10 protein-coding genes are annotated in these 11,857 nt (G+C 60.3%); 9 read left to right on the top strand and 1 reads right to left on the bottom strand.

Translation table 11 applies throughout. From position 1 onward, the window contains the following. Window positions 1-326: 326 nt before the first annotated feature. From relB to ACXRVY_RS14285, 9 genes are all read left to right on the top strand, one after another. Window positions 327-518: a type II toxin-antitoxin system RelB family antitoxin gene (gene relB / locus ACXRVY_RS14325; protein ID WP_223462398.1), complete on the top strand. Its 192-nt coding sequence runs from the start codon at window positions 327-329 to the stop codon at window positions 516-518. Next, the gene (locus ACXRVY_RS14320) at window positions 508-777 is read left to right on the top strand and encodes a type II toxin-antitoxin system RelE/ParE family toxin (RefSeq protein WP_116581481.1); all 270 of its coding nucleotides are present in this window, start codon (window positions 508-510) and stop codon (window positions 775-777) included. The genes relB and ACXRVY_RS14320 overlap by 11 nt, the downstream gene beginning before the upstream one ends. Window positions 778-1,103: 326 nt before the next feature. Continuing rightward, entirely contained in the window at window positions 1,104-1,640 is a 537-nt protein-coding gene (locus ACXRVY_RS14315) for a glyoxalase superfamily protein (protein ID WP_223462397.1), read from the top strand. A 66-nt stretch (window positions 1,641-1,706) separates the two neighbouring features. Then, complete coding sequence (locus ACXRVY_RS14310) at window positions 1,707-2,234, top strand: PaaI family thioesterase (protein ID WP_223462396.1); 528 nt, start codon at window positions 1,707-1,709, stop codon at window positions 2,232-2,234. A gap of 580 nt (window positions 2,235-2,814) precedes the next feature. After that, window positions 2,815-5,529: a magnesium-translocating P-type ATPase gene (gene mgtA / locus ACXRVY_RS14305; RefSeq protein WP_458237611.1), complete on the top strand. Its 2,715-nt coding sequence runs from the start codon at window positions 2,815-2,817 to the stop codon at window positions 5,527-5,529. A gap of 108 nt (window positions 5,530-5,637) precedes the next feature. Continuing rightward, window positions 5,638-6,354: an MgtC/SapB family protein gene (locus tag ACXRVY_RS14300; RefSeq protein WP_458237610.1), complete on the top strand. Its 717-nt coding sequence runs from the start codon at window positions 5,638-5,640 to the stop codon at window positions 6,352-6,354. Window positions 6,355-6,481: 127 nt separating this feature from the next. Next, window positions 6,482-6,883: a chemotaxis protein CheY gene (locus ACXRVY_RS14295; protein WP_223462393.1), complete on the top strand. Its 402-nt coding sequence runs from the start codon at window positions 6,482-6,484 to the stop codon at window positions 6,881-6,883. A 108-nt stretch (window positions 6,884-6,991) separates the two neighbouring features. Then, window positions 6,992-7,618 (top strand): response regulator transcription factor, encoded by a 627-nt coding sequence (locus tag ACXRVY_RS14290; RefSeq protein ID WP_223462392.1) that lies wholly within the window; start codon window positions 6,992-6,994, stop codon window positions 7,616-7,618. Further along, window positions 7,619-10,858 carry a transporter substrate-binding domain-containing protein gene (locus tag ACXRVY_RS14285; RefSeq protein WP_458237609.1) on the top strand — a complete coding sequence of 1,080 codons (3,240 nt, stop codon included), beginning with the start codon at window positions 7,619-7,621 and terminating at the stop codon, window positions 10,856-10,858. Window positions 10,859-10,861: 3 nt separating this feature from the next. Here ACXRVY_RS14285 and dkgB read toward each other — a convergent pair whose 3' ends face one another. Continuing rightward, complete coding sequence (dkgB, locus tag ACXRVY_RS14280) at window positions 10,862-11,665, bottom strand: 2,5-didehydrogluconate reductase DkgB (RefSeq protein ID WP_223462390.1); 804 nt, start codon at window positions 11,663-11,665, stop codon at window positions 10,862-10,864. Between the last annotated feature and the right edge of the window lie 192 nt (window positions 11,666-11,857).

Below are 11,857 nucleotides of genomic sequence, written 5' to 3'. Positions count from 1 at the left end.
CCCCAAGGCGCACAAGCCGGCGGATTCTGGCGTACCTGTAGGCAACGGCGCAAGGCGTTGTGGCTTTCACGAAGTAACCTGTAGGCCGCTTAAACAGGCGCTATCGAGTGATTGTTAACTTGCTGTTTTGCCTTGTCAGAGAGCGTTGGAATCCTCGGAATCGGCAGGAAAAATCCTACGAAAGTTTGCGGTTGGCCGTCGGAAGAACAGCCCTTACGATCTGACGTTACGCATTGGTCGGTTTGGCAAATGACACTTCATCTTGCGATCGACGACAGCGCCCCCGATACCGATTAGACTGCTACCCGTAGACCCCGGAGGCCATTATGAGCGCCGAACTTTCCCCCATCGTTTCAGAGTTTGAGACCAAAGAGCAGGCCGCCAGCTATGACCGTTGGTTCCGCGCCAAGGTGCAAGCTTCGATTGACGACCCGCGCCCGAATGTCCCGCATGATCAGGTGATGGCTGATATGCGTGCCCTCATCGAGTCAAAGCGCAACAAGCACGATGCTGGTTGAGTGGCGGCCCGAAGCTCGGGCCGAACTCTGGCAAATCCTGAACTACATTGGCGACCGAAACTTCGTAGCGGCCAGCGAGCTATTTCAAGCCATTGAGGCTGCTACATCGGCCCTTCCCGAACATCCCTACCTTTATCGATTCGGTCGAGTACCCGGCACTCGGGAGATTGTCGTGCATCCCAACTACCTGGTGGTCTACCGAGTGATGGATCGAATCGAGATATTGAGCGTGTTGCATGCTCGGCAGGAATATCCCTGATCCATGGGGGACGTGTTCGGTCCGTTCACCCATCGGCAGGTGGCTTGCGAGTGGCTCGCCTGTGCAGTGAGCGTGGGCGCATTTGTGTTTCAGCAATGTTCACGGCTGAAGGCATAAACCACAGGCCTCGGGCGCGGGCGGCAGCGGGGCCCATCTTCCGCATCCCGTATCGGCTATGTATTATCGGTTTCGGCCCGATGCTGCCCGCCGCTCGCTCCCGCTGGGAAAGGTGAAAGCATCTCCTCCTCATACGAACCCTGTCGCCTCTCTTGACGGTCGAGGTTTGGCAATGCGAGCACCAAGGCATCTCGGCTACAGGAGCAGCCATGTTTTCAATCGAGCAAGCCAAGCAAATGGCCAAACAGTTGCGCGCCTCGCTGGAGGAACGCAATCAAGCGGTGACCCATTCCACCGCGCTGGAACTGGTCGCGCAGCAACTGGGCTACAAGGACTGGAACACCGCGTCGGCGATGCTTGCCCAGGCCAACACCCCGCCAGCGCCGAGCATTACCTTCGATAAACCCATCCCCATTTTGCGCAGTTTCGACGAAGCCAAGGCGCGGGAGTTCTATCTGGATTTCCTAGGCTTTAGCGTCGAGTTCGAGCATCGTTTCGAGGCGGATTTGCCGCTGTACCTGGGCATCAGTCGCGACGGGCTGCAACTGCATCTTTCCGAGCACCACGGCGATGCCAGCCCGGGCTCGACGGTGTTCGTGCCCATGCAAAACATCGAACTGCTCAGGGACGAATTGCAGGGCAAGCGCTACGGCTACGGACGTCCGGATATTGTTCAGCAGGGCTGGGGCAAGGAGCTGCAAGTCCACGACCCGTTCGGCAACCGGATTCGCTTCTGCCAGTATTGATCAGGCGGTGCGGACCAGGGCGACCCGGTCCGCTTTGAACCACCCAGTATTAAGGACGGACACGGCATGACCACGCAGGACACTTCGCTTCAAGACATCGCCGCGCCCGAAGGCGTTTGTTATGGCTGCGGCAGCCAGAACTCGCACGGGCTGCACATCAAGAGCTTCTGGCATGAAGACGGGGTGCATGTCATGGCGCAGCATTTGCCGGATGACAAGTATTGCGGCTGGCCGGATCTGGTTTACGGCGGTTTGATCGCGATGCTGGTGGATTGTCATTCCAACTGGGCCGCGATGGCTTATCACTACCGGGCAGAGCAGCGCGAAGTGGGCAGCTCGCCCCACATCACCTGCGTCACCGGTAACCTGGGCATCAAGTTCATCAAGCCCACCCCGATGGGCGTACCCCTGACACTGCGTGCCAAAGTCGAGGGCGATGTCGGGCGCAAATGTCGGGTCATTTGCGAGGTCTTCGCCGGGGATGTCCTGACCGCTGTCGGGGATTCCGTTTTTGTCCGCGTCGATACCGGGCAACTCAGGGCCGCCGCGCACAGCCATACGTTGAAAGCAGAAAACGGAACCGGGTCGCTGTAGCCAGTTGAGTCCAGCGGCGACCACAAGACCGCCATCGCGAGCAGGCTCGCTCCCACAATGGACCGRTGTTCACAGAACCCATGTGGGAGCGAGCCTGCTCGCGATGGGGCCAGAAAGAACACCGCAAATATTGATTCCTGAACCCTTCCTGAAGAACCCCATGATTCACCCCGGCAAGACTTTGTATCGGGTTTACTCGCCAAACATCGGGGCGTAAGCTTCGCGCGTTTTCATCCATTACGGAGACCCACAGTGGGTACTTGTTCGAGTGACAGTTGTCGGCCGGTCTCGGTAACCGGCATTTTCTCGGCAAGATAACGCGCAGTCTCCTGTGCCGTTGTCTCGCCGAAAAGCGAGCAGCGGCATCCTGATCATGGCCAGTCCTGGCCGTGTCCCGACGTCCTCTTCTCATCGACGCTGAACAGTGTGTGGTTTCGACTTTTTGTCGTGGCCGCCGCTCTATCGACACGCCTGTCATTCGTGACCGGCGCGCCAGGCCTTGCTTTGCCGGTTGTTCCGGCGGCAGCGGCGTGGACCTGCCTGCTCGACGGTTTCCCGGCTGACCAAAGGGGCACCAGCCATGAAACTTACCCTCAAGGAATTCTTCGCAGGTTTCCTGCGTAACCGCCACATCGCCCGGCACTTCCGTCGCCTGGCGTTGCTGGAAACCTTCACCGACACCACGGTCAGCCGTGAAGTCCCTCCCACCCTGGCGCAAACCCTGGTGGCCGCTGCCGGCAGCGACTCCGGTCAATTGCTCAACACCCTGGGCAGTCACGCCGACGGCTTGAGCGAACTCGAAGCCGAGGCCCTGCGCGAGCAATTCGGCCTCAACGAAGTCGAGCACGAACAACCGCTGCCCTGGTGGACGCACCTGTGGCACTGCTACAAGAATCCGTTCAACCTGTTGCTGACGTTGCTGGCGGTCATCTCCTGGCTGACCGAAGACATGAAAGCCGCCATCGTGATTTTCTCCATGGTGGTGCTCTCGACCTTGCTGCGATTCTGGCAGGAAACCAAATCCAACCAGGCCGCCGATGCCCTCAAGGCCATGGTCAGCAACACTGCCACTGTGATGCGCCGGGACCTTGAGGACCGCAGCGAGCAGCGCATCGAACTGCCGATCAGGCAACTGGTGCCGGGCGACCTGATCGTGCTGTCGGCCGGTGACATGATTCCCGCCGATTGCCGGGTGCTCAGCGCCAAGGACCTGTTCGTCAGCCAGGCGGCCATGACCGGTGAATCGATGCCGGTGGAAAAGTTTCCCCGTCAGCAGGACCGCGACACGCGCAATCCACTGGACCTGGACAACATCCTGTTCATGGGCACCAACGTGGTGTCCGGCACGGCCTTGGCGGTGATTCTCACCACCGGCAACAGCACCTATTTCGGCGCCCTGGCCCAGCGCGTGGGTGCAACCGACCGGGCGCCGACTTCGTTCCAGACCGGGGTCAACAAAGTCAGCTGGCTGCTGATCCGCTTCATGTTCGTGATGGCGCCACTGGTGTTGTTCATCAACGGTTTCACCAAGGGCGACTGGACCGAAGCGTTGCTGTTCGCGCTGTCGATCGCCGTGGGCCTGACTCCGGAAATGCTGCCGATGATCGTCACCTCGACCCTGGCCAAGGGCGCGGTGTTCCTGTCGCGCAAAAAAGTCATCGTCAAACGCCTCGACGCCATTCAGAACTTCGGCGCCATGGACGTGCTGTGCACCGACAAGACCGGCACCCTGACCCAGGACAAGATCTTCCTGGCGCGCAACGTCGACGTCTGGGGCAACGACTCCGATGACGTGCTGGAAATGGCCTACCTCAACAGTTACTACCAGACCGGCCTGAAAAACCTGCTGGATGTGGCGGTGCTCGAGCACGTCGAGGTCCACCGTGAGCTGAAAGTCGGCACGGCGTTTCGCAAGGTCGACGAGATCCCGTTCGACTTCACTCGCCGGCGCATGTCGGTGGTGGTCGCCGAGCGCGATCAACCGCACCTGCTGATCTGCAAGGGCGCGGTGGAAGAAGTGCTGGCGGTCTGCTCGCGGGTACGTCACGGCGAAGTCGATGAAGTTCTGACCGAAGAGTTGCTGGCGCGAATTCGTCAGGTCACGGCCACGTTCAACGGCGAAGGCTTGCGTGTGGTTGCGGTAGCGRCACGGCCAATGACCGAAGGGCGCGACACCTACAGCCTGGCCGATGAACAGGCACTGACGCTGATCGGCTACGTGGCGTTCCTCGATCCACCGAAGGAAAGCACCGCGCCCGCCCTCAAGGCGTTGGCGGCCCACGGTGTGGCGGTGAAAGTGCTGACCGGCGACAACGAACTGGTAACGGCGAAGATCTGCCGCGAAGTCGGCCTGGAGCAGCAAGGCCTGCTGATGGGCCACGACATCGAACGCATGAGCGATGCCGAACTGGCGAAAGCCGTGGAGACTACCAACGTCTTCGCCAGGCTGACGCCATCGCACAAGGAGCGCATCGTCCGTCTGCTCAAGGGCAACGGCCATGTGGTCGGTTTCATGGGCGACGGCATCAACGACGCCCCGGCCCTGCGCACCGCCGACATCGGCATTTCCGTGGACAGCGCCGTGGACATCGCCAAGGAAGCGGCCGACATCATCCTGCTGGAAAAGAGCCTGATGGTGCTGGAGGAGGGCGTGCTGGAAGGGCGCCGGACCTTTGCCAACATGCTCAAGTACATCAAGATGACCGCCAGTTCGAACTTCGGCAACGTGTTCTCGGTGCTGGTGGCCAGTGCGTTCATCCCGTTCCTGCCGATGCTGCCGATGCACCTGCTGGTGCAGAACCTGCTCTATGACATTTCGCAGATCGCCATTCCGTTCGATAACGTCGATGACGAAATGCTCAAGCAACCGCAGCGCTGGCAGCCGGCGGATGTCGGGCGCTTCATGCTGTTTTTCGGGCCGATCAGTTCGATCTTCGACATCACCACGTTCGCCTTGATGTGGTACGTGTTCGACGCCAACACCCCGGACCACCAAACCCTGTTCCAGTCCGGCTGGTTCGTGGTCGGGCTGCTGACCCAGACACTGATCGTGCACATGATCCGCACGCCGAAGATCCCGTTCCTGCAAAGCCGCGCGGCCATGCCGTTGCTGGTGATGACCGGACTGATCATGGCCGTGGGGATTTTCCTGCCGATGGGACCGCTGGCGCATTACTTCAAATTGCAGGCATTGCCGTCGCTGTACTTCGTGTTCCTGCCGGTGATCCTGCTGGCGTACATGGCGCTGACCCAGGCGGTGAAGGGGTTCTACATTCGGCGGTTTGGCTGGCAGTAATGCTGCCAGATGTAGGAGCGAGCCTGCTCATATCCATGTCAACTGATACACCGTCATCGCGAGCAGGCTCGCTCCTACAGGGATCGTGTGTTTTTCAAGGATTTTCATATGCAAGCCATCAACAACCTCAACCTGACCTCCCTGCTCGACACCCTGGTCAGCCTCAGCGCGGCCTTCATCCTCGGCGGCCTGATCGGTTTCGAGCGTCAGTACCGGCAACGCACCGCCGGCCTGCGCACCAACGTGCTGGTGGCGGTGGGCGCGGCGATTTTCGTCGACATGGCCAACCGGCTCGGCGGGGCCGAAGGGGCCGTGCGGGTGGTGGCGTACGTGGTTTCCGGTATCGGCTTTCTCGGCGCCGGGGTGATCATGCGCGAAGAAGGCAATGTGCGCGGCCTCAATACCGCCGCCACGCTCTGGACCTCGGCGGCAGTCGGTGCCTGCGCCGGTGCCGACCTGCTGGCCGAAGCGTTGCTTGGCACGCTGTTCGTGCTTGCGGCCAACACCTTGCTGCGGCCGATCGTCAACACCATCAACCGTCAGCCGCTGGATGTGATTTCGGCGGAAGTCACCAACATCGTCTATGTCATTGCCCGGCGTACGCAGCAGAAAACCGTGCTGGCCCTGCTCGAGGCCGAGCTTGCGCGCAGCAACTATCCGGCCAGCGATGTCGATGTGCATGCCTTCGGCACGGACGAAATTGAAATCGAAGCCACCCTGGCGACCACCTYGGTCGATGGTGATGAACTGGATGCGCTGGTGGCACGGATTTCGACGTCGAGCCTGGTGGTGCAGGCGTTCTGGAGTCCGAGTACCACGGAGTAACGGCCAAGGTTTCCCGGGCAAGAGTCAGATTAACCGGCATTATTTTAGGAATATTCCTACATAAAACCAGGAAGGTCTTCCGTAGGCTTTGCGACCTCTTGAAACCGACATCCTTTTGGAGGTCACCTTGCCGAACAAATCCTTGCGCATCCTGATCGCCGATGCGCAGCACTTCAACAGCCTGCGGATCGAGCGACTGTTCAACCAGCTCGGCTATTTTCGGGTGGCTCCGGTGCAGAGCCTCGACGAGCTCCTTGCACTGGTGGAGTACGGTTGCGAGCCTCTGGACCTGGTGCTGGTCAATGGGGCGATGGCAATTGGAGCGCTGGACCTGTTCAGTTTCCTTGACGACAACCCGCAGGTTCATCACGCGTTTATCTTCAATGAACGGCAGGCGCCGTTGTCGCCAGTCGCGGGCAAAGTCCAGTTGAGCCAGGCCGCTCTGCCGGACCTGGCGTCCATTACGCAGTTGATGAGCGCTGTCGATCGTCAGATACCGTTCGTCGGAACTGTCATTTCTGTCAGGTAGTACTTTCCAGCCTTCCATGCAAAAGTCTATGCGCAGCGTTGTGCCCAACCGCTGCGGTGCCTGGAGGGCATTTTTTGCCCGATCGTGTTGTTTTGCACGGGAGTTGTCATGAAGTCAGCACTGATTGTGGAAGATCATCCGGTGGTTCGCTCCATGATCAAACTCGTACTCAAGGGTGAAGGATTCAAGAGTATTTACGAGGCCTCCCGTGGCGATGAGGTCCTGGCATTGATCCGGGAGCATCAACCGGATGTCGTGTTGCTTGATCTGGGCCTCCCGGGTGTGGCGGGGCTTGAGGTGATGGACCGTATCAAGGCCGAAAAGACGCGATGTCGCGTGGTGGTGTTCACTTCACTGGAGGCCCAGTTCTATCAGGACCGCTGCATGCGGGCCGGGGCGGTTGCCTATGTTTCCAAGAGCAAGGACCTGGATGACTTGAAGGCGGCGGTGCATTCGGTGATGGCCGGCTATACCTATTTTGCCCAGATCCCTTCGAGTTCCGTGTCGATGGGGGATTTGCAACGCAGTGAAAGGCAGTTGATCGACAAGCTCTCCAATCGTGAGTTGACCATTCTGCAGTACCTGGCCCGGGGTTCGAAAAACCTGGAAATCGCCGAGATCATGCACCTGAGCTACAAGACCGTCAGTACCTACAAGACCCGCCTCACCCTCAAGCTCAACGTGAGCTCGTCGGTGCACTTGAGGGATTTCGCCCTGCGCAATCATTTGATCTGAATGAACGCTCTCCGACGATTGGCAGGCGGGGTGCTGATTGGCCTTCTTCTCTGGGCATCGACGGTCTGTGCACAACAATCGTTGACCCTGTTGGGACGCTCGAGTGCCGAAGGCCTGAGCGTCAGGTGGTCGGAAACCGAGTTACGCTGGTTGCAGCAAAAGGGCCGATTGGTGCTGGCTGTCTCGGCTCCCGACTATCCCCCCTTCGAGTTCAACACGGCAGGCAAGGTGTTCGAAGGCGTAACAGCCGATTACGCCGGGTTGCTCGAACAATTGTTGAACGTCGTCATCGAGGTTCAATGTTATCCATCGCGGGCCGACGCGGTGCAGGCCATCAAGAACGGGCAGGCCGACCTGCTGGGAACGGCCAACCGATTCGAAGCCGAAGATCCGCAGCTACAGATGTCCAGCGCCTACGCGGTGGATCAACCGGTGCTGGTCACCCGCACCGATTTCCCTCCGGTGCTCGACCCGACACTGGCCGGCAAGCGACTGGTGATGCTGTATCACTACTTGCCCGAATACAGCGTGCAACAGTTCTATTCCAAAGCGCAGGTCCAGCTGTTTCCCTCGACACTGGCGGCGATGGGTGCCGTGGCGTTCGGCCAGGCCGATGTCTACCTCGGTGATGCGATCAATGCCCATTATCTGATCAGCAGGAATTACCTGAACAACGTTCACCTGACGGACTTCTCGCCCATGGAGTCCGGGCGTTTTGCCTTTGCGATGACCCGCGACAACGTTTCGCTATTACGCATCGTCAACAAGGCGCTGGCGGCCATCACCGCCAATGAACAAATGAACATCCTGCGCCGTTGGGGGGCCAACGGGGTATCTATCCCGGGCACTCAGTCTTTGCAATTGAGCGTGGCCGAACAGCACTGGCTCGAACGGCACCCGCGGGTGAAGGTCGCAATCAACGAAAATATCCCGCCGATTTCATTTGTCGACAGCGAAGGCAAGTTTCGCGGCATTGGCGTCGATGTGCTGACGAAAATCAGTTTGCGCACCGGGCTGCAATTTGACATCCAGGGCATGAAGTCGGTGGCCGAGATGATGACGGGCATCACGAGCGGCCAGATCGATGTGTTGGCCGGTATCGGCCTCAGTTCCCAGCGTGAAGACGAATTGCGGTTCACCCGGTCGTTTCTGAGCAGCCCGTCGGTGCTGGTGACCCGCGTGGACGCGGACAGCCCCAGGACGCTGGATGACATGGCGGGGAAAACCCTGGCGCTGACCCAGGGCAACATTGCCGCCGAGTACCTTCGCCAGCATTACCCGCTGATCCAGCTGGCGGATGCGCCACTGTCCACGGACGCCATGGAGATGGTCGCCCAGGGCAAGGCCCATGGCGGCATCAACTCGTTGATCAGCGCCCGTTACCTGATTTCCCGGCAGTATCGCGATCGTCTGCAAGTGACCAGCACCGTGGGCACCGACCCCGCCCGAAGCACCCTGGCAACCAGTCGCGAGGCCACCGAGCTGCATTCGATTCTGGACAAGGCATTACTGAGTATTCCCCCCGAAGAAATTGACGAGCTGACTCAACCCTGGCGCTATGACGCGATGGTCGAGCAGAGTTACTGGCTGCGACACCGACAAGCGATCGTGCAGGCGTTTGCGGCGGCGGGTGTCTTGTTGTTGCTCGCGTTGGCCGGGATCGTCTGGCAGCGGCGGCAGATTCGCCAGCGTCAGCAATTGCTTGGGCAATTGCAGGAAGCCAAGGACGCGGCGGATGACGCCAACCGGGCCAAGACCACGTTCCTGGCCACCATGAGCCATGAAATCCGCACGCCGATGAACGCCTTGATCGGCATGCTCGAACTGGCACTCAAACGCGCCGATGAAGGGGTGACCGACCGCGCCGCCATCGAGGTGGCGTCCAACGCCGGGCAGCAGTTGCTGGATTTGATCGGCGACATCCTGGACGTCGCGCGGATCGAATCCGGGCATTTGTCGCTGGCGCCGGAGCGGGTCAATCTGCACGCGCTGGTGACGTCGGTCTGCCGGGTTTTCGAAGGGCTGGCGATGCAAAAGAATCTGCAGTGGCGGGTCGATCTCGACGCGCGCAGTGACTGTGACGTGATGCTCGATCCCACGCGCTTCAAACAGGTGCTGTCCAATCTGCTGAGCAATGCGATCAAGTTCACCCGAGAAGGTGAGGTGAGCCTGACACTGCGGGTGCTGCCTCAAGCCCCGGCGCTTCTGTCTGTCAGGCTGAGTATCGAGGACAGTGGCATCGGTATCAGCGCTCTCGACCAGCAACGCCTGTTCAGTCCGTTTGTGCAGGCGGGCAATAGCCAGCAGACCGCCCGGCAGGGTTCCGGCCTGGGCCTGGTGATCAGTCGTACCCTGTGTGAAATGATGGGCGGCCGGTTGCAACTCGACAGTGAGCCTGTGCGCGGCACGCGGGTGGACATCAGCCTGGTGCTGCCCGTCCTGCAAACGTTACCCGCCGAGGTGGTGTCCCAGGATCCGGCGCAGCTCACGACCCGGGCATTGTCGATTCTGGTGGTTGACGATTATCCGGCCAATCGCCAGTTGCTCTCGCGGCAGTTGAGCTATCTGGGCCATCGCGTGGTGCTGGCGGAGGACGGGGCGCAGGGGCTTRAACAGTGGCGCGGGCAGGGGTACGGGTACGGTTTCGATCTGGTCATCACCGACTGCAATATGCCGCAGCTCAGTGGTTATGAATTGGCGGGCGCGATACGTGAGCAAGAGCAGGTGCAGGGGCTGTCGTCGACGCCGATTCTGGGCTTTACCGCCAATGCGCAGGCTGAGGAGAAGGACCGGTGCAAGGCGGCGGGCATGGACGATTGCCTGTTCAAACCCATTCGCCTGGTGGACTTGCAGGCGTGGCTGGCCCGGCGGTTTTCCAGTGCACCCCAAGCGGCGATCGTCGACCCTGGCTTCGCCGAGTTCGATTTGAGCGGGCTGGAACGTTATGCGGATTCGGATCGTGAGTTGATCGATCAACTGATACGCGATCTGGCGCTGACCAACCGCGAGGATCGCGTGCATTTGCTGGCCTTGCACGCCGGCGGCAATCGCCCGGGCTTGCAGGAACTGGCACACCGGATCAAGGGCGGGGCGCTAATGGTGCGAGCGCTCGCCCTGGTCGAGTGTTGCGAACAACTGGAACAGGCGTGCAATGACGGCCGCGCGGCACTGATCGACGATGCTGTCGACCAGTTGCAGCAAGCCATGGCCCGCCTGGACCAGAGTATCGGGCAGGATTGAGGCTCAATCCCAATGCGGCGCGATGCCCTTGGGGCTGGTCAGCCGGTGGCCGCGATCCAGCGTTGCGATCATGGCCATATCGGCCTCGCTCAAGGTCAGCTCGCGAGCCTTCAAGTTGCTTTCGAGGTTGGCCCGGCGCGTGGAGGATGGGATCACCGCGTAACCCGATTGCATGGCCCAGGCCAGAGTGACTTGGGCCGGCGTCGCGTGCAGGCGTTCGGCGATCTGCTGGATGAGCGGGTCGTTGAGGACTTCACCGTAGGCCAGGGTCATGTATGACGTAATGCCGATGCCCTGGCTCTGTGCGAACGCGACGACGTTGCGGTTTTGCAGGTACGGGTGCAGTTCGATCTGGTGGGTGGCGATGTGCTCGGCGCCGATGGCTGCAATCGCTTGCTGCATCAGGTCGATGGTGAAGTTGGACACGCCGATCTGCCGGGTCAGGCCCAGGCGCCTGGCTTCAAGCAGGGCGCCCATAAATTCTGCGACAGGCACTTGATCGTCCGGCGACGGCCAGTGGATCAGGGTCAGGTCCAGGTAATCGGTCTGCAGTTTGCGCAGGCTTTCCTTCAGACTGTCGATCAGACGATCACCGGCCAGGTTGGCGACCCAGATCTTGCTGGTGATGAACAGTTCTTCCCGGGCGATGCCGCTGGCAGCGATAGCCTCGCCGACGTCGGCTTCATTCTCGTAGATTTGTGCGGTATCGATCACCCGGTAGCCGAGCGCCAGGGCGGTGCTTACCGAATCGATGACCACCTGGCCTTGCAGGCGAAACGTGCCCAGACCGAAGGCGGGAATAGACATTGATGACTCCAGAGGTTGCAGTGGGAATGGGCGGCAGTATCGGCGCCTGCATCCGTGAGAAAAACCGCTGGAGCGGCAAAGCAATGTTTACCGAAAGTCATGAATCATCGGCAGTCTGGTTCGGTGAGGGTGCTTGATCCGGCGCCTTCGCTGGCAAGCCAGCTCCTACAGGGTTTGCGCAAACCCTGTAGG

The sequence above is a fragment of the Pseudomonas sp. P5_A2_2 genome, from assembly GCF_054177685.1.
Note: the sequence above shows the minus strand (reverse complement) of the source record. Positions and strands in the feature narration are given on the sequence as shown.

What these genes read in the sequence shown, in the direction of transcription:
- relB (WP_223462398.1), top strand. Translation starts at nt 327, where the DNA reads ATGAGCGCCGAACTTTCCCCCATCGTTTCAGAGTTTGAGACCAAAGAG.
- ACXRVY_RS14320 (WP_116581481.1), top strand. Translation starts at nt 508, where the DNA reads ATGCTGGTTGAGTGGCGGCCCGAAGCTCGGGCCGAACTCTGGCAAATC.
- ACXRVY_RS14315 (WP_223462397.1), top strand. Translation starts at nt 1,104, where the DNA reads ATGTTTTCAATCGAGCAAGCCAAGCAAATGGCCAAACAGTTGCGCGCC.
- ACXRVY_RS14310 (WP_223462396.1), top strand. Translation starts at nt 1,707, where the DNA reads ATGACCACGCAGGACACTTCGCTTCAAGACATCGCCGCGCCCGAAGGC.
- ACXRVY_RS14290 (WP_223462392.1), top strand. Translation starts at nt 6,992, where the DNA reads ATGAAGTCAGCACTGATTGTGGAAGATCATCCGGTGGTTCGCTCCATG.
- dkgB (WP_223462390.1), bottom strand. Translation starts at nt 11,665, where the DNA reads ATGTCTATTCCCGCCTTCGGTCTGGGCACGTTTCGCCTGCAAGGCCAG.